The sequence below is a fragment of the Nonomuraea sp. NPDC003707 genome (assembly GCF_053587055.1).
In genome coordinates this window covers 705,788-723,353 of the sequence record NZ_JBSFNK010000001.1, presented here as the reverse complement: position 1 = coordinate 723,353, position 17,566 = coordinate 705,788, and the positions used below count along the sequence as shown (strand labels likewise).

At 70.9% G+C, this 17,566-nt stretch carries 18 protein-coding genes; 9 read left to right on the top strand and 9 right to left on the bottom strand.

Going from position 1 to position 17,566, the window contains the following annotated elements; translation table 11 throughout:
* Positions 1–29: 29 nt before the first annotated feature.
* Complete coding sequence (locus ACWDRB_RS03360) at positions 30–872, bottom strand: NAD(P)H-binding protein (protein WP_449891679.1); 843 nt, start codon at positions 870–872, stop codon at positions 30–32.
* A gap of 105 nt (positions 873–977) precedes the next feature.
* Here ACWDRB_RS03360 and ACWDRB_RS03355 point away from each other — a divergent pair, with 105 nt between their 5' ends.
* The 5 genes from ACWDRB_RS03355 (at position 978) to glpK (ending at position 5,007) form a co-directional block, all read left to right on the top strand.
* Positions 978–1,451 (top strand): MarR family winged helix-turn-helix transcriptional regulator, encoded by a 474-nt coding sequence (locus tag ACWDRB_RS03355; RefSeq protein WP_363966054.1) that lies wholly within the window; start codon positions 978–980, stop codon positions 1,449–1,451.
* A gap of 79 nt (positions 1,452–1,530) precedes the next feature.
* The gene (gene cpt / locus ACWDRB_RS03350) at positions 1,531–2,064 is read left to right on the top strand and encodes a chloramphenicol phosphotransferase CPT (protein ID WP_449891678.1); all 534 of its coding nucleotides are present in this window, start codon (positions 1,531–1,533) and stop codon (positions 2,062–2,064) included.
* 8 nt (positions 2,065–2,072) lie between these two features.
* Positions 2,073–2,537 (top strand): N-acetyltransferase family protein, encoded by a 465-nt coding sequence (locus ACWDRB_RS03345; RefSeq protein ID WP_449891677.1) that lies wholly within the window; start codon positions 2,073–2,075, stop codon positions 2,535–2,537.
* Positions 2,538–2,664: 127 nt separating this feature from the next.
* Positions 2,665–3,474 (top strand): MIP/aquaporin family protein, encoded by an 810-nt coding sequence (locus ACWDRB_RS03340; protein ID WP_397365044.1) that lies wholly within the window; start codon positions 2,665–2,667, stop codon positions 3,472–3,474.
* Positions 3,475–3,498: 24 nt separating this feature from the next.
* Complete coding sequence (gene glpK, locus ACWDRB_RS03335) at positions 3,499–5,007, top strand: glycerol kinase GlpK (RefSeq protein WP_355194265.1); 1,509 nt, start codon at positions 3,499–3,501, stop codon at positions 5,005–5,007.
* On the opposite strand, the gene ACWDRB_RS03330 is transcribed toward glpK, so the two are convergent.
* Genes ACWDRB_RS03330 through ACWDRB_RS03320 form a run of 3 tightly spaced genes read right to left on the bottom strand, consistent with a single transcriptional unit; the run spans position 5,004 to position 8,914 of the window.
* Positions 5,004–5,855, bottom strand: a complete 852-nt coding sequence (locus ACWDRB_RS03330; protein ID WP_192786611.1) for an ABC transporter permease — start codon at positions 5,853–5,855, stop codon at positions 5,004–5,006. The genes glpK and ACWDRB_RS03330 overlap by 4 nt on opposite strands.
* Entirely contained in the window at positions 5,852–8,446 is a 2,595-nt protein-coding gene (locus tag ACWDRB_RS03325) for a CocE/NonD family hydrolase (RefSeq protein WP_449891676.1), read from the bottom strand. Before ACWDRB_RS03325 ends, ACWDRB_RS03330 begins: the two co-directional genes overlap by 4 nt.
* A gap of 60 nt (positions 8,447–8,506) precedes the next feature.
* Positions 8,507–8,914, bottom strand: a complete 408-nt coding sequence (locus ACWDRB_RS03320) for a PaaI family thioesterase (protein ID WP_449891675.1) — start codon at positions 8,912–8,914, stop codon at positions 8,507–8,509.
* Positions 8,915–9,390: 476 nt separating this feature from the next.
* Between ACWDRB_RS03320 and ACWDRB_RS03315 the strand changes: the two genes are divergently transcribed.
* The 3 genes from ACWDRB_RS03315 (at position 9,391) to ACWDRB_RS03305 (ending at position 12,075) form a co-directional block, all read left to right on the top strand.
* On the top strand, positions 9,391–9,969 hold the full coding sequence (locus tag ACWDRB_RS03315) for a cytochrome P450 (RefSeq protein ID WP_449891674.1): 579 nt from the start codon (positions 9,391–9,393) through the stop codon (positions 9,967–9,969).
* 61 nt (positions 9,970–10,030) lie between these two features.
* Positions 10,031–10,825, top strand: a complete 795-nt coding sequence (locus tag ACWDRB_RS03310) for a class I SAM-dependent methyltransferase (RefSeq protein WP_449891673.1) — start codon at positions 10,031–10,033, stop codon at positions 10,823–10,825.
* Between the two features lie 68 nt (positions 10,826–10,893).
* Complete coding sequence (locus ACWDRB_RS03305) at positions 10,894–12,075, top strand: hypothetical protein (RefSeq protein ID WP_449891672.1); 1,182 nt, start codon at positions 10,894–10,896, stop codon at positions 12,073–12,075.
* Here the strand turns inward: ACWDRB_RS03305 and ACWDRB_RS03300 are convergent.
* Positions 12,033–13,064, bottom strand: coding sequence for a CopD family protein (locus ACWDRB_RS03300; protein ID WP_449891671.1), 1,032 nt, complete (start codon positions 13,062–13,064; stop codon positions 12,033–12,035). The genes ACWDRB_RS03305 and ACWDRB_RS03300 overlap by 43 nt on opposite strands.
* Positions 13,061–13,690 (bottom strand): copper resistance CopC family protein, encoded by a 630-nt coding sequence (locus tag ACWDRB_RS03295; RefSeq protein ID WP_449891670.1) that lies wholly within the window; start codon positions 13,688–13,690, stop codon positions 13,061–13,063. The genes ACWDRB_RS03300 and ACWDRB_RS03295 overlap by 4 nt, the downstream gene beginning before the upstream one ends.
* Positions 13,691–13,741: 51 nt before the next feature.
* Between ACWDRB_RS03295 and ACWDRB_RS03290 the strand changes: the two genes are divergently transcribed.
* The gene (locus ACWDRB_RS03290; protein WP_449891669.1) at positions 13,742–14,506 is read left to right on the top strand and encodes a class I SAM-dependent methyltransferase; all 765 of its coding nucleotides are present in this window, start codon (positions 13,742–13,744) and stop codon (positions 14,504–14,506) included.
* Here the strand turns inward: ACWDRB_RS03290 and ACWDRB_RS03285 are convergent.
* From ACWDRB_RS03285 to ACWDRB_RS03275, 3 genes are all read right to left on the bottom strand, one after another.
* Positions 14,503–15,462 (bottom strand): AurF N-oxygenase family protein, encoded by a 960-nt coding sequence (locus ACWDRB_RS03285; protein WP_449891668.1) that lies wholly within the window; start codon positions 15,460–15,462, stop codon positions 14,503–14,505. The two genes, ACWDRB_RS03290 and ACWDRB_RS03285, sit on opposite strands and share 4 nt — an antisense overlap.
* A 63-nt stretch (positions 15,463–15,525) precedes the next feature.
* Complete coding sequence (locus ACWDRB_RS03280) at positions 15,526–16,125, bottom strand: TetR/AcrR family transcriptional regulator (RefSeq protein WP_449891667.1); 600 nt, start codon at positions 16,123–16,125, stop codon at positions 15,526–15,528.
* An 82-nt stretch (positions 16,126–16,207) separates the two neighbouring features.
* On the bottom strand, positions 16,208–17,545 hold the full coding sequence (locus tag ACWDRB_RS03275) for a sensor histidine kinase (protein ID WP_449891666.1): 1,338 nt from the start codon (positions 17,543–17,545) through the stop codon (positions 16,208–16,210).
* Positions 17,546–17,566 lie beyond the last annotated feature (21 nt).

Here is a 17,566-nt window from a genome sequence, read left to right as displayed (position 1 = left end):
GAGCAGGGCGGGGCGTGGACGGATGGCGCTCATCGGGCGTCGAAGGCGGCGACGTTCTCCGCGGCCCACTGGGCGAAGGTGCGGGCGGGAGTGCCGAGGAGCGTCTGGGTGGTCTCGGCGATCGGGGCGGGACCGGCGGTGGCGGCGGCCCACAGGTCCAGCAGCGAGCCGGCGTAGGGGGCGGACATCCACCGGGTCATCTGCTGCTCGGCCTCGGCGCGGGTGATCTGCAGGAGGGGGATGTCGCGGCCGATCGCGCCGGACAGGATGACCAGTTGCTCGCGGAAGGTGAGTGACTGCGGCCCGGTGAGGGTGACCTGACGGCCGGTGAGCGCGTCGCCGGTCAGGGCGGCCACGGCGAGGTCGGCGAGGTCGTCGGAGTGGATGGGCGCTATGTGCGCGTCGGGGTAGGCGAGCTGGATCGGCTGGTTCTGGCCGATGAGGTAGGACCAGCCGAGCGCGTTGCTGGCGAAGGCGTCCGGGCGCAGGAAGGTGCAGGTCAGGCCGGAGGCGGTCAGGGCGCGTTCGACCTGGAGGCTGTGGGAGGCCAGCGGGTCGGTCTCGGCGCCGGGGGCCGTGACGGAGGAGGACGACAGCAGTACGACGTGCTCGACGCCGGCGGCCTGGGCGGTCTTGACGAAGGCGTCGACACCGGAGGGCTCGGGGTAGAGGAAGACCTGGCGGACGCCGTCCAGCGCGGCGGGGAAGGTGCCGGGCTGGTCGAGCTTGAGCTCGGCGATCTCGACGCCGGTCGGGGCGGTCAGTCCGGTGGGGTCGGCGCTGCCGGCGCGGGTGGGCAGGCCCGCGGTGACCAGGCGGTGGATGACGGCCTGGCCGACCTTGCCGCGGGCGCCGGTGATGAGGATGGTCATGGTGACTCCGGAGGTAGTTGGTGCGTGAAGACACATGCATGCTGACATGCACATAAATTCGTGTCAACACATGTCTTGCTGGTTGCACAGAGATACGATGAGGGCATGGATGAGACAGCGACAGCCGAGGACCTGCTCAACGCCGTGGGACCGGCCTTCTCCAAGTTGCGCCGCACCTCGCTGCTGGAGGTCGAGAACGCCATCTCGGCCAAGGACCTGAGCAGGACGCTCGTGCTGAACCTGGTCCTGGAGCACACCACCGGTCAGGACAAGGAGGTGACCGTCGGCGCGATAGCGGAGCTGCTGGCAGTGGACCCCTCGGTCGCCAGCCGCATGGTGAGCGACAACATCAAGGCGGGCTACCTGATTCGCACCGCTTCCCAGCAGGACGGCCGGCGCACCGTGCTGGAGCTGAGTCCGGCGGGGGTGGAGCTCATGGAGCGCTTCCGCCGCCACCAGCGCGAGGCGTTCGAGTACATCACCGCCGAGTGGAACGAGGGCGACCGGCTCGAGTTCGCCCGGCTGATGCTCAAGTACGTCGATTCCCTGGCCCAGCTCCGCGACCGCATGAGCAGGTAGGCATCGGGGCCCGGGTCCGGGCGGCCCTCCGCCCGAAAATGCCTTTGGGCCTGGTGGGGAGCACCCCTATCGTGGGCCGGTGACTACTCAGGTGATCGTGTTGAACGGCGGCTCCAGCTCGGGCAAGTCCGGGATCGTCCGGTGTCTGCAGGCGGTCCTGCCGGATCCGTGGCTCGCTCTCGGGGTCGACACGCTGGTCGAGGCGATGCCGGCGTCCATGCAGGGATCGGACGCGGGCATCGAGTTCGCTCCGGACGGCGGGGTCAGTGTCGGGCCGCAGTTCATGATGCTCGACCGGGCGTGGGCGGAAGGGGTCGCCGCGATGGTCCGTGCGGGCGCCCGGGTCATCATCGATGACGTCTTCCTCGGCGGGGCCGCCTCCCAGGAGCGGTGGCAGAAGGCCCTTGCCGGGCTGGACGTGCTGTGGGTCGGCGTCAAGTGCGAGAGCGCGGTCGCCGCGGGCCGGGAGATCGCCCGGGGAGACCGGGTCCGGGGGATGGCGGAGTTGCAGGCGAAGGTGGTCCACCAGGGCGTGACCTACGACCTGGAGGTGGACACCACGCGTACCGAATCCCTGGAGTGCGCGCGGACCATCGCCGCGCGGGTCAGGTGACGGAGCCCATGACGTCCCCCGCGTACGAGCTGCGCCCCGCCACCCCCGCCGACTACGACCCCATAGCCGCCGTCGTCGACGAGTGGTGGGGCCGGCCGGTCCTGCCCTCCCTGCCCAGGCTCTTCCTCGACCACTTCCACCGCACGAGCCTGATCGCGGAGGGCCCGGCGGGCATGGCGGGGTTCCTGATCGGCTTCATCTCCCCGTCCGAGCCCGACGAGGCGTACATCCACTTCGTCGGCGTCTCCCCGGAGGCCAGGACGGGCGGCGTGGCCCGCGCCATGTACGAACGCTTCTTCGATCTGGCCCGCCGCCACGACCGCCGCGTCGTGAAGGCCATCACCTCGGCCGTCAACCAGACGTCCATGGCGTTCCACCGGCGCATGGGGTTCGAGGTCAGCGAGCCCCTCCCCGGCTACAACGGCCCGGGAACCGCCCTGGTGACCTTCAGGCGAAGCATCTCTGATCAGTAGGCGCTCCAGAGGACCGGTGACCGCGAACAGCCTCCGATGTCACTTTGCGTGACGTATAGCGTGCGTACCGTATGCATGTCCCGAAATCGGGAATGGCACACGACGATCTCATGCGCAAGGAGGAGCGGTGGCCGGACGTCGCGACCGGATAGGGCTGACCGGTGAGCTGATCGCCGAGTTCGCCGGCACGATGGTGCTCATTCTGTTCGGCGTCGGCGTGGTCGCCCAGGTGGTCGCGGGCAAGCTCGGCGACCACGACAGCATCGCCTGGGCGTGGGGCATCGGTGTCACGCTGGGCGTCTACGTCGCGGGCCGGACCACGGGCGCGCACCTCAACCCGGCGGTCACGCTGGCGTTCGCGGTCTTCCGCGGCTTCGCCTGGGGCAAGGTCCTGCCGTACGCGCTGGCGCAGACGGCCGGGGCCTTCATCGCGGCGCTCATCGTGCGCTGGAACTACACCGAGGTGCTGGCCATGGTGGACCCCGGGCACACGATCAAGACCCAGGGCGTCTTCTCGACCCTGCCCGGCAACGGGGTGCTGCCGGTGGACATGTGGGGCGGGTTCCGCGACCAGATCATCGGCACCGCCATCCTGCTCTTCGTCATCTTCGCCGTGTCCGACGTCGCCAACATGGCCCCCAGCGCGAACCTCGGGCCCGTCGTCGTCGGTCTGCTCATTGTGGGGATCGGCATGTCCTTCGGCACCGACGCCGGCTACGCGATCAACCCCGCGCGCGACTTCGGGCCGCGCCTGGCGAGCTACCTCACCGGCTACTCCACCGCCTGGCGAGATCAGTACGGCGATCTGTACTTCTGGGTGCCGATCGTCGCCCCGCTGATCGGCGGTCTCATCGGCGCCGGCCTCTACCAGGCGGGCATCGCCCGGTTCCTGCCGCCGAGCGAGGAGCGCGGGATCGTGCAGCCGGTGGAGATCTGACGGAATCTTGCAGAGGAGAAAGACATGCCCGAGTTCGTGGGAGCCGTCGACCAGGGCACCACCAGCACCCGATTCATGGTCTTCGATCATGACGGCGCCGAGGTCGCCAAATACCAGCTCGAACACGAGCAGATCCTGCCGAAGGCGGGCTGGGTCGAGCACAACCCGATAGAGATCTGGACCGTGACGGCGGCCGTGATCCAGACGACGATCCAGCGTGCCGGGCTGCACGCCAAGGATCTGGCGGCCTTGGGCGTCACGAACCAGCGCGAGACCACGGTCGTCTGGAACCGGCGGACCGGCCGCCCGTACTACAACGCGATCGTGTGGCAGGACACCCGTACCGACCGGATCGCCGCCGCGCTGGAGCGGGACGGGCGCGGGGAGGTCATCCGCGACAGGACGGGCCTGCGGCCGGAGGCGTACTTCTCCGGCGGCAAGATCCAGTGGATCCTGGAGAACGTGGAGGGCGTCCGCGCGGACGCGGAGCGGGGCGAGGCCGTCTTCGGCAACACCGACACCTGGACCCTGTGGAACCTCACCGGCGGCGTCAAGGGCGGCGTGCACATCACCGACGTGACCAACGCCAGCCGGACGATGCTGATGGACCTGGAGACGCTCGACTGGGACGACGAGCTGCTGTCGTTCTTCGGGATCCCGCGCCGGATGCTGCCCGAGATCCGGCCGTCGGCCGACCCCGCGATGTACGGGACCACGCTCCCGTACGGGCCGCTCGGCGGGGAGGTGCCGATCAGCGCGATCCTGGGCGACCAGCAGGCGGCCACCGTCGGCCAGGCCTGCTTCGCGCCCGGCGAGGCCAAGAACACCTACGGCACCGGCAACTTCCTGCTGCTCAACACCGGCACCGACCGCGTGCGCTCGCGCAGCGGGCTGCTCACGACGCCGGCCTACAAGTTCGGGGACCAGCCGGCCGTGTTCGCGCTGGAGGGGTCCATCGCGGTGACCGGCTCGGCGGTGCAGTGGCTGCGCGACCAGCTCCACGTCATCACCTCCGCGGAGCAGAGCGAGGCCCTGGCCCGGCAGGTGGAGGACTCCGGGGGGATGTACTTCGTGCCGGCGTTCTCCGGGCTGTTCGCCCCCTACTGGCGCGCCGACGCCCGCGGTGTGATCGTCGGCCTGTCGCGCTTCAACACCGACGCCCACCTCGCCAGGGCCGCTCTGGAGGCGATCTGCTACCAGAGCCGCGACGTCGTGGAGGCGATGCAGCAGGACTCCGGGGTGGTCCTGGACGTGCTCAAGGTGGACGGCGGCATCACCATGAACGACCTGTGCATGCAGCTCCAGTCCGACATCCTCGGCGTCCCGGTCAGCCGCCCGGTCGTGTCGGAGACCACCGCGCTCGGGGCCGCGTACGCCGCCGGGCTCGCCTCCGGATACTGGAAGGACATCTCGGAGCTGCGGGCGCACTGGGCGGAGGACCGCCGCTGGGAGCCCCGGTGGAGCGAGGAGCGGCGGGAGGAGGCGTACGCGGGCTGGAAGAAGGCCGTGACCAGGTCGTTCGACTGGGTCTAGCTCACGACGTCCTTGCGCCGGAAGCGCCGGAACGCGAGCGCGATCAGGAGGGCCGCGTACGTGACCGACACCGACGCCCCCTTCGCCATGCCGCTCCAGTCGAGCTCCGGCATCAGCGCGTCGAGCCAGGCGTTGTTCCAGAACGTGGGCAGGAACTCGCGCAGCGAGCCCAGCGCCTCCACCGCCTGCAGGATGTTGCAGACGATCCAGAGCCCGACCGCCCCGCCGACCGCGCCGAGCGGGGAGTCGGTCATGGTGGAGACGAGGAACGCGAGCGCGGCCACCACCAGCTGGCTGACCAGCGCGTACCCGATCACGATGCCGAAGCGCGGCAGCACGTCCAGGGCCGGGATCGTCTCGCCCGTGCCGGGCACCTGGATGTCGTTCCAGCCGAACGCCAGCGTGCCCGCGAGCAGCGCCATCAGCGGCAGGCAGATCACCGCCGCCGCCGAGTAGCCCAGCGCCACGATCAGCTTCTGGCGCAGCAGCCGGTCGCGGGGGACCGGCGCGGCCAGCAGGTAGCGCAGCGACGACCAGTTGGCCTCGCTGGCGACAGTGTCGCCGCAGAACAGCGCGACCGCCACCACCAGCAGGAAGCTGGCCGACACCGACAGGGCGAAGGCGGCGAAGTTCAGGCCGCTCGCCGTCGCCAGGTCGGAGATGCGCAGCGACGACTGCCCCTGCCCGCTCGGCTGCGGCCCGAACTGGAACGCGATCACCAGGATCCACGGCAGCGCCAGCAGCAGCCCGAACATGACCAGCGTCCGCCGCCGCTTGAACTGTCTGACGATCTCCACGCGCAGCGGCAGCGTGCGACGGGGCGCGTAGCCCGGCGCGGCGACGGTCATGACTTGTCTCCGATGAGGTCGAGGAACACGTCTTCCAGGCGCGGCCCGTGCCCGTTGGAGGGGACGGTGGCCGAGGTGAGCAGCAGCGACACCGGCCCGGTCGAGACCAGGCGGCCCCGGTGCATGACCACGACGTGGCTGCAGGTCTGCTCGACCTCGGCCAGCATGTGGCTGGAGACGATCACGGTACGGCCGTCCTGCGCGTAGCGCTTGAGCACCTCGCGCATCTCCCGGATCTGGGGCGGGTCGAGACCGTTCGTGGGCTCGTCGAGCACCAGCAGGTCAGGAAGCCCGAGCATGGCCTGGGCGATGGCGAGCCGCTGGCGCATGCCCTGCGAGTAGGTGCGGACGGCCCGGTCCAGGGCCTTGCCCAGGCCGGCGATCTCCAGCGCCTCGTCGAAGTGCGCGTCGGCGGCGGGCCGTCCGGTGGCGGCCCAGTACAGCTCGATGTTGTCCCGCCCGGACAGGTGCGGCAGGAACCCCGGCCCCTCGACGAACGACCCGAGCCTGGACAGCACGGGCGCCCCGGGCGTGACGCGGTCACCGAAGATCCGGATCTCGCCGCCGTCCGGCTGGATGAGGCCCATCATCATGCGCATCGTGGTCGTCTTGCCCGCGCCGTTCGGCCCGAGCAGGCCCAGGACCTGGCCCCGCTCGACGCGGAACGACAGCCCGTCCACGGCCAGCTCGCCGTTCCGGTACGCCTTGGTCAGCCCGCTGATCTCCAGCGGCACGTCCTTGTCCCCGGCCCCGTCCTGCCGCTCGCCGCTCTCCAGGACGGCGGGTGCGGTCCGGCGACGGGACGGGACGCGCCCCGTCGCCAGCAGCACGGCGGCGACGACCACGGCGGCCAGCGGCATCGCCCACACCCACCACGCCACCCCGGTCGGCGGAGCGGCGAGCGTGCGCACCGTCGGCACGGCGAGCGCGGGGGAGGCCAGGGACACCTGGTACGAAGCGGGCTCGGCGGCGGTCGCGAAACCCATGTCCGTCGTGGTCAGGACCAGCCGGAGCCGGTGGCCTGCGGCGAAGCGGTAATCCACGGCGGGCAGGGTGACGGTGATCTCCGCGCTGCCCGATCCCTCCGGGATCGTCACCCGGACCGGCGCCACCAGCCCGGCGGGCAGGGCGGGCGGCTGGGTGCCGTCGGCCACGTCGTACAGCTTGGCGAACAGCGTCGCCTCGCCCTTGCCCGACACCTTGACCCTGACCGTGGAACTGCCGGTGAGCTGGAGCGGGGCGGTGAGCGGACGGGACTCGAACGCGGCGCTCTGGCCCGGCATGTCGATGGACACGCCGGTGCCGGCCTGGCCGCCGCCCAGCAGTCCGCCGATGCCGGGCACCGTCGAGATGGAGGCGGGCGCGCCGCCGGGCGGGTTGACGATGTTCTGGGCGGGGCCGTTCAGCTGGACCGTGGTGGTGTCGGTGCCGGTCAGGCCGGGGTAGGAGGCGGCCTCCGGGTGCAGGCGGATGCGCTGGCGGGTGCCGGGGTCGCGGCCGCCGTCGCGCGTCACCGTGAACGCGCTCACCGCCGGGGCGGACTCGTCACCCTTCAGGTAGCGGGCGAACCAGGCCGTGGACTGCTCGAACACCCAGTCCGCCTCGCCGTTGCCGCCGTCGTGCCCGCCGTCGAACCAGGCCAGGCTCACCGGCGTGCCGGCGGCGGCGATCGCCTTGGCGTTGGCGTCGGCGTGGCCGAGCGGGAAGAGCGAGTCGCGCTGGCCCTGGATGAGCAGGGTCGGCGCCTTGATCTGGCCGGCCACGGTGATCGGGCTCGACTTGCGCAGCAGGGCGACGGCCTCCGGCGTGGCCTTGCCGTCCTTGGCGACCTGCTGGTAGACGTCGCAGATCGCGGGCAGGAACCTGCCGCACCGCGCCTGCTCGGGCGTCAGCGGGCCGGCTGCGGCCTGCCGCTCGCCCCGCCCCGCGAAGCTGTCCAGCGAGACGCCCTGGCCGAAGAAGATGCCGGCCCACATGCGCTTGAAGACCCCGTGCGCGGCGTCCTGGCCGATGGCGGCGGGGCCGGCGCCCTGCGCGGCGGCGTTGGGGAAGAGCGCGTCGGCCAGGTCGGCCCAGGTGATCTGGGGGACGATGGCGTCGACCCGGTGGTCGTAGGCGGCCGTCATCAGGGAGATGGCGCCGCCGTACGAGCCGCCCGCGATGCCCACGCGCGGGTCGTTCGCCGCGTCGAGCTGGACCTCCGGCCGCTTGGCCAGCCAGTCGATCAGCTGCTTGACGTCCTTGACCTCGTAGTCGGGCGAGTTGAGCGCGATCTCGCCGGTCGAGCGCCCGAACCCGCGCGCCGACCAGGTCAGCACGGCGTAGCCCTGCTGGGCGATCCGGACCGCCTGGTCCCGCACGCTCTGCTTGCTGCCGCCGAAGCCGTGCCCGATCAGTACGGCTGGAGCCTTCCCGCCGTCGGGCGGCGGGAAGAAGGTCGTATCGAGCTCCACCCGTTGGTCGTCGCCGGGTCCGTCGACGACGCTGATTGTCTGGTCCTGGCCCCGCACCCCAGGAGCCGACGGCCACACGAGCCACGTCGTCACCCCGATGAGGGCGAGCGCCGCTACCAGCGCGGCCACACGCTTCATGACCGTGAGCCTACTTTCCGCACCTGAGAGATCCCTGAGATCAAGGCCTGAGCTGCGGGATCAGGCCAGGATGGCGTAGACGGTCGTCGCGTGGGCGGCGGTCTCGGCGCTGCCCGCGGCAGTGAGGGTGACGTCGGCGAAGGCCAGGGTGCGGCCCAGTTTCGTGATGCGGACGTCGATCAGGACGTCCTTGCCCAGCACCGGCCGCTGGAACGTCGTCGACTGCTGCACCGTGGTCATCGGCACGAACCCGCCGCGCGCCGAGGAGATGGCGACGACGGTGGCGGTGTCGGCGGCCGCCATCATCGCCTGGCCGCACAGCCCGCCGCCCTCCCGGGCCAGGTCGTCGGACCACGGGAGCCGTACGACGGCGTGGCGCTCGCCCACCTCCTCCACGCGCAACCCGAGCCGCTGGATCCAGGGGGCGAAGTATTCCTGGAGGATCGCCTCTGCGTCTGCTGGAGTCACGCGCTCATGATGCCCGCCGGAGCGCCGCGCCGCTCCTGGCTCGATCGCTTGCGTCGTGTCAGGGTGCCGGTATAGGGCGGAGCCACGACCTACGAGCGCGGGGGTGGGCGGCATGGCGGGTGCGAGCGGGCGGCCGGTGGTCGAGGTGTTCATGCCGGCCACGTACGAGTCGGCCGTCCCGTACGACCTGTTCGCCGCGTTGCGGGAGGAATCCCCGGTCTGCCGGATCCCGGAGCCCGCCGTCGGCCCGTGGCGGGAGGGCCCCGGTTACTGGGGGGTGTTCAGGCACGCCGACGTCAGACACGTCCTGCGCACGCCCGAGGACTTCTCCTCGCAGCTCGGCGCCACCCAGCTCCGCGACCCCGACACCCCGGGCGACCTGGCGTTCGTGCAGGTCCAGATGCTGAACATGGACCCGCCCGACCACTCCAGGCTGCGCAGGATCGTGGCGGCGGCACGCCCTGGCCGAGACCCCCGTGGACGGCGAGTCCGTCATGTCGGCCATGCGGAAGGGCGGCCTGACGGAAGACGAGTTCGAGAACATGTTCTTCCTCTTCGCCGTCGCGGGCAACGAGACCCTGCGCAACGGCATCCCCGGCGGGCTGCTCACGCTCCTCCAGCACCCCGCGGAGCTGGCCCGCCTGCGCGCGGACCCGTCGCTGCTCGGCTCCGCCATCGAGGAGATGCTCCGCTTCTGGCCTCCCGTCATGCACTTCCGACGGACGGCCACGCGCGACCTCACCCTGGGCGGCCGGCGCATCCGTGCCGGGGACAAGGTGGTCGTCTACCACGCCTCCGCCAACCGCGACCCGTCCGTCTTCCCCGACCCCGACCGCTTCGACATCGCCCGCACCCCGAACGACCACGTCAGCTTCGGGTTCGGCCCCCACGTCTGCCTCGGCGCCCACCTGGCCCGCGCGCAGTTCCGCTCGGTGTTCACGGAGCTGCTGCGCGAATGGGACGTCGAGCCGGCGGGCAGCCCGCGACGGCTGACGTCCAACTTCCAGAACGGCCTCAAGCACCTCCCGGTACGGCTGACGAGAAGGCGCCCCTGACCGGCCCCGGCCCACCGAAAACCAGCGGCGCCGCGATCAAGGGCTCGCCTACGCTGCCCCCATGGACTATGTGGACGTCAACCGGGCCAACTGGGACGGACGGGTCCCCATCCACGTCGCCAGCGACTTCTACGACGTCGAGGGCTTCAAGGCGGGCCGGAGCCCGCTGCGGGCGTTCGAGCGGGACGAGGTCGGCGACGTGACCGGCCGCCGCCTGCTGCACCTGCAGTGCCACTTCGGCCTGGACACCATGGCCTGGGCCAGGCTCGGCGCCGAGGCGACCGGACTCGACTTCTCCGCGGCCGCCATCGAGCAGGCCAGGGCCATCTCCGCCGAATGCGGCATCCCGGCGGAGTTCGTCACCGCCGACGTCTACGACGCGGTCGAGGCGCTCGGCGGGGCCACGTACGACATCGTCTACACCGGCCTCGGCGCGCTGGTGTGGCTGGCCGACCTCACCGCCTGGGCGCGGACGGTCGCCGCGCTGCTCAAGCCGGGCGGATTCCTCTATCTCGCCGAATTCCATCCGTTCGCCGACACCATGGACAACGAGACGGGCACCACCGTCACCACTGACTACTTCGACCGAGGCCCCCACGTCTGGGAATACCCGCACACCTACACCGGCAGCGAAATCCTGGAGCACCAGACCTCCGTGCAGTTCCAGCACGGCCTCGGCGAGGTCGTCAGCGCGATCGCGGCGGCGGGCCTGCGGGTCGAGTTCCTGCGCGAGCACGACCGCACGTACTTCCGCCGCTTCGGCACGCTGGTCGACGGCCAGGAGGGCTTCCGGCTCCCGGAGGGTGCCCCCAGGATCCCGCTCCTGTACACCTTGCGGGCCTCGGCGGTAGCCTGACCTGCCAAGACATTGCCTGGCATTACCCCAGCAACAGCTCAACGCAGGGAACCGTAAGATTCACTCCCGTGAAGTCTCCAGCATCTCTCAAGAGGGCCGCCGAGTGGGCCCTGCCGTACTGGACCAGGGGCCAGGCGGGGCGTGAGACGCCGCAGGATCTGTTCAGGGTGCTCTATTTCGGCTGGCTGGTGGCGTTCACGCTCAAGCTGCTCGGCTCGGCGTGGGACGTTTCATGGCACTTCAAGTGGCTGCGGGACGACCTCGCCCCGCCCCACCTGCTCAACTCCGCCGGCACGGCCATCGCCGTCGCGCTGACCATCATCCATGGTTACACCGGCTACGGCGTGGACAAGGCGGCGCTGCGGCTGATCCAGTGGGGCACCGGGATCTTCCTGGTCGCGGTCCCGCTCGACCTGATCAACCACCGGGTCAACGGGCTCGACATCACCTCGTGGAGCCCGTCGCACATCATGCTCTATCTTGGAACGTTTTTCATGATCGCGGGCGTGCTCCGCGGCTGGTTCATGGGCTCGCCGCCGGGGCGGGAGCGGACCGTCGTGCTGGGCGCGTTCTTCGCGTTCTTCCTGGAGAACGTGCACTTCCCCGAGCAGCACCAGGAGTACGGCATCCTGTCGATCGGCGCCTGGGACAACCACGCGACCTACGCCGAGCAGATCCTGCTCCAGTTCGCGGCCGACCAGATGGGGCGGCCGGTAGACCGGGCGATGATGGTCGCGTTCTCGCTGCCCGTCCCCGACCTCCTCTATCCGGTCTACGCGGTGGTCGTCGGCCTGTCGGTGCTGGTCGCGGCCCGGCTGCTGATCGGCAGGTTCGGGGCCGCGACGCTGGTGGCGGGCGCCTACGTGGGGGTCCGCACGCTGCTCTGGCCGCTGCTGACGTTCACCGGGTTCCCGCCGTCGGCGGTGCCGTTCTTCCTGGTCGTGGCGGGGCTGGTGGTGGACCTCGCGTTCCTGGTGCGCATGCCGTACGTACGGGCCGTCCTCGGGAGCGTCGGCGTCACGGCCGCGGCCTACGGCGCGCTGGTGGCGCAGAGCGCGATCATGGGCGGCGTGTACAGCGCGATCAAGGGTCAGAAGGGGCTGCTCGGAGCGCCTCCACTGGCCACGTCGTCGGCCGTCTGGGCGGGGCTCGGCCTGCTGGTCGTCTGGCTGGCGGTCGAGTGGCTGGCCGCCAGGCGGCGCGGGTCTCAGCCGATCGAGGCCCGGGTGATCGCCACCGCCACGCCGTAGGCCAGCCCCATCACGCCCACCTCGGCCGCCGCCCAGCCCACCAGGGCGGTGGCCCGGCCTGCGCGGACGGCGGGCATCAGGCGGAAGCGGATGTGGGCGGCCAGCGGCACCAGCGCCGCCACCAGGACAGTCTTGATCACCACCAGCACGCCGTAGTGGCTGGTCAGCAGGGCGTCGGGCAGCGTCACGCCGGGGGTGAGGGCCATCGTGCCGAGCCCGTTGACCAGCCCTGACAGCCCGACCAGGAGCAGGCACACCGTGGCGATCCTGGAGAACCTGGGCAGTACCACGGCCAGCAGCTCCCGGTGCGGCGCCACGAACACGGCCGTGGCCGCCAGCCCGCCCGCCCACGCCGCAGCGCCCATCACGTGGATCTCCATCGAGACCATGATGGGGTCGTGCCAGACCGAGTTGACGGCGTGCCCGGTGACGGGGATGGGCAGCAGCCCGAACAGCGCCACGATCACCCGCAGCTCGGCCGGCACCTTCTCGCCGAACCGCACCGCCATGAGCCCGATGCCGGCCGCCGCCAGCGCGCACGCCGCGCTGAACAGCAGCCCCTGACCGGTGCCGACGGTCTCGACGTAGCCGGCGATCATCCCGAACGTGGGCACGCTGCCGGGATTGAGCTCGGCCGTCTGGAACACGATGGTGAGCAGCGCGCAGATCGCCCACGCCCAGGCGGCCAGCACGGCCAGCGGCCGCACCCTGAGCATGACGGGCTCGGTCCGCTCGGGGGCGTCGAAGCCGAGCAGCTTGGGCAGCAGGCTCAGCCCGACCACGGCGACGGCGGCCAGGTCGAGCAGCACCCGCACGACGGGCAGCCCGAAGGACACCAGCGGGCCGGGCATGGGGATGCCGGGCACGGCCTCCTGCGCGGTGAACGTGCTCGCCGCCACCGCGGCGGCGACCGCGCAGACGCCGAACGCCCCGGCAACCAGCCGGCCGCCGACCCGCTGCCGGGGGAGGGGAGGCGCGGTGACGGTCATGCCCGGGCCTCTTCGCCGGCGGCATCGTGCCCGGCATTCGGCTGGGCCTCTCCGGCGGAGCCCTGGGCGGGCGCGGCCGGGCGGGGGCGGCGCAGCGCCACCGCCGTGCCGGCGGCGAGCAGCAGCAGCGCGCCCACGATCCACACCACGGCCATGCCCGCGCCGCCGTTGGCGGCCGCCTCGGCGGCCTGCGCACTCGCGTCCTGCGGCGCCTGCCCGGTGGCGCCCTGGCCCGTGTTCCGGGCCGGGCCACCGGTCCCGGCCCCGGCCGCGAGGGTGAAGGTGATCTTGCCGGTGACCGGGTGGCCGTCGGCCGACAGGATCCGGTAGCCCACCGTGTACGCGCCCCCGGACGGCAGCGGCTTGACGCGTACCGACACCCGCTCCGCGGCGACCTCCGCGGACCCGTCCGCCCACGAGGACCCGTCCGGGCCCGTCACGCCCACCTGCGCGTAGCCCTGCCGCACCGCCTGGTCGAACACCAGCGTCACCCGCGCGGGCGCGGCCGGCAACGTGGCACCGTCCTTGGGGTCGCTGCTGAGGAGCACGTTGTGCGCCTGTGCCGCGGGAGGGGCGATCCCGGCGGCGGCGAAGGCGAGCAGCAGGACCGTGAGTAGCCGCCTCAAAGATCAAAACCTTCCAGCAACGACGAAACGAACCCGTATATGGTCCCATCCATGACAGACCTGTTTGCCGGCACGGCCCCCTACTACGCGAAGTACCGGTCCGACCACGGGGATCAGGCGATCGGGCACCTGGCGAGGACGTTCGGCCCGGACGGCACCGTGCTCGACCTCGGCTGCGGCCCCGGCACGGTGGCGATCCCGCTGGCGCCCGCCGTGCGCGAGGTCCTGGCCGTCGATCCCGACGAGGAGATGCTGGAGACGGGCAGGGGGCTGGCGGCGGAGGTGCGCAACATCCGGTGGCTGCGCGGCGACTCGACGAGGCTGCGCGAGCTCCCGGCGTTCGACCACATCGTCATGGGCAGGTCGTTCCACTGGATGGACCGCCGCGCGGTGCTGGCCGACCTGGACGAGCTGCTGCCGCCCGGCGGGGTCGTGGCCCTCCTCGGCCCGGGCCGCGAGCCCCAGGAGGAGCCCTGGGAGGCGACGATGCGCCGGGTGCGCGAGGAGTTCGACGCGAACACGTTCACGGCCACCGGCTCCTTCCAGGTCAGCGGCGAGCACCCCCACGACGTGCTGGTCACCACGCCGTTCGGCGACCTGGAGTCCGCCGTGTACGAGCACCGCCTGACGTACGACGTGGACGCCGTGATCGGCCTGCAGCTGTCCTACTCCTACAGCTCCCCGGTCCGCCTCGGCGACCGGCTGGAGCCGTTCAAGGAGGCGGCCAGGAAGGCGCTGCTCGACCTCGACCCCTCGGGGACATGGGAGCACACCGAGGTCACCGAGGTGCTGATCGCCCGGCGGCCGACCGGCTAGATGCCCATCGCCCGCCAGATCCGCCGGGTGACCGGGTTGATCAGGCCGATCTCCGTGCACAGCTCCCGCGTCCTGCCCACCGAGTCGCGGATCTCCTGCTTGGCGGCGGGATTGCGCAGGTAGATGTCGGCGACCACGTGGGCCGGGATGCGGAAGCGCCGGATCATCGGCCCCGGGGGCGCCAGCATGATCCGGGCCATCACGCCCAGGATGACGGGGGAGATGACCCCCAGCAGGAGCCGCCGGTACGCGGGCATCCGGGGCACCCGGTTGCGCAGGTAGTGCCGGGCGAAGGAGATGTGCCTGGCCTCCTCCGCGATGTGGATCCGCATGATCGTCTCTTCCAGCGGATGATGCGCCCGCTCGTCCTTCAGCACCTTGCGCTGCACGTGGTCGATCGGGTCCTCGCCGCCGAGCACGAACACGAAGAACAGCTCCGTCGAGATCAGCGGGATCCACGGCGCCACCTGCGCGATGAGCGACAGCGGCCCGGGCATCCCGCGGATCGGTAAGCCGGTGCGGTTCACGAACTCCTGGAACATCATCCCGTGATGTCCCTCTTCGATGGTCTCGTGGTAGACGTACCGGAACTCCGGCGACCCGTTCGGCAGCCGGTAGGCGTAGTTGAGCAGCCCGCGCTTGAGCAAGTTCTCGAACTGCAGCCCGACCTTCATCGCGGTGGCCACCCGCCACAGCCCGATCGCCGCCCGCACCTCGGGCGGGCGGCTGCGGTACCACGGGTGGCCGCCCAGCTTGTCGACCTCCGGCAGCTCCCAGCGGGGGTCCGCCGGATCCACGGCGAACTCCGGGTCATCCCACGGGATGTCCCGGTACGGCTCCCAGTGCTTGTCGACCGACGCCTTCGAGAGCCGTTCGATGACCGCTCGGTAGGCGCTCCTGCTGGCGACCTGCTCGTCGCGTTCGCGGGCGGTGGCAGAGCTCGGTGCGGATGCCATCACGTGCTCCTCTCCTCGCCGCTAATTGTACGGAGCATCCAATAGCGTCGGAAGAGGGGAGGGTCACAGGGTTTCCGCAGAGAGCCCGAGCTCGGCCGCGGCGGCCGTACGGATCAGCGTGTTCACCTTGCGCCTGGTCAGCACCTTGGGATGCGCGTGCGTCTGGATCGCGAGCCCGTCCACGAGCGCGAGAATCCGCCACGTGGATGAGTCGGGGTCGTCGCACTTGAACTCGCCGCACGACACGCCCGCCTCGATGATCGCGCGCATGACCAGCCGGCCCCGGGAGTCGAGGCGGCGCGAGATCTCCTCCAGTTCCGGGTTGCGCATCGCCTCGGACCACGCGTCGATCCACAGCCGCCATCCCTCGGTGGGGATCGCCGGGGAGGAGAGCCTGAGCAGGGTGCGCAGCCGTTCGAGCGGCGTGCCCGTGGACTCCTCGATGTGTTCGAGCGAGTGGAGATGCTGGCGGGCGGCGTAGGTGAAGGCCTGCGCGAACAGCCGATCCTTGGTCTCGAAGTGGTAGAACAGCAGCGCCTGGCTCACCCCGGCGGCCCTGGCGATGTCAATGGTCCGGGTATGCCCGAACCCGCGCTCCGCGATGACCTCGCAGGCCGTCTTCAGTAAATCCTCGCGCCGTAATCGGCTGAACCCTGAAGTCACAGCGAGTAACTCACCTCCGATGCATAGTAATCGTGTGCGCCCAGAGATCCATCAAGGGGCGGAAAATTTCTCATACCCACATTCACTCCTTTCGTATCGGCAATCGCAGCACGAAGCGCGCGCCGATGTCGGAGTCCTCGATCGTGAGGGTGCCGTTGTGGGCCTGGGCGATCTCGCGGGCGATGGGCAGGCCCAGCCCGGTGCCGCCGGCGTCGCGGCTGCGCGAGGCGTCCAGCCGGGTGAACCGCCTGAAGACCACCTCGCGCTGGTCCGGCGCGATGCCCGCGCCGTCGTCGAGCACTTCGAGCAGGGCCTGCTCGTTCCGGCGCAGGGTCACGATGATCGTGCTCTCGGCATGCCGTTCGGCGTTGTCCAGCAGGTTCGTCAGGAGGCGGGCCAGCTTGAGCCGGTTGCCCGTGACGACCACGCCGGGCTGCAGCGCGGTGACGATCTTCTTCGACCGCGGCCTGGTGGTCTCGGCGGCGACCAGCTCGGCCAGGTCGACGGATTCGAGCCGCGACGGCGCGCCCGCTTCGAGCTTGGCCAGCGTCAGCAGGTCGGCGACGATGTTCTGCAGCCGGTCGAGGCTGGCCATCAGCTTGCCGCCGGTCTCGCACCAGTCGGTCTCCTCGGGTGCGAGCATCGCCGCCTCAAGCTCGGCGCGCATGGCGGTGATCGGGCTGCGCAGGTCGTGCGAGGCGTCGGAGGCGAACCGGCGCTGCTGCTCCATCGCGGCCTCCAGCCGCGCGAGCATGAAGTTGGCGGCATCCGCGAGCGCCTTGATCTCCTCGGCCTTCTCCGGCACGGGCACGCGCATGATCTCGTCGCCGTAGTTGATGTCGGTCAGCCGCCGGGTGATCTGGTTCACCGGCGCGAGCGTCCTGGCCACCACCTTGGACACGCCGAACCAGGTGATCGCGACCAGCGCCACGGTCATCACGGCCAGCAGGGAGATCACGAACGGGTGGATGTACCAGGGCACCATGGCGTCGTAGGCGTAGACGAAGTAATCGCCGGCCTCGTCGTAGACCCGGACGGCGGCCGTGATGTGGCACTCGTCGCCGAGCTCGGGCAGCTCGCACAGCAGGTCGGTGCGGCTGGGGCTGTTCGGGTCGGGCACCACGGCGGTCAGGCGCGGCTTGCCCTCCAGGTTCGGCGTCGAGGCCACCACGCGACCGGTCGGGTCGATGACCTGGATGCCCTTCAGATCGAAGTTGGTCAGGGAGTGCCGGTGATAGCGCTGGATGTCGTGGCCCACATGCAGCGCCGCGGTGGTCACCTCCCTCGTGCGGATGTCGACGGCGGTGTTGTGCCCCACCCACAGGAAGAACGAGCCCGCCGCCAGGCACAGCAGTGCCATGGCGACGCTGGCGAACAGCGCCAGGCGCGCGCGAATGGACCGGCCCAGCCGTTCGATCACACCCAATCCCCCCGTGACCAG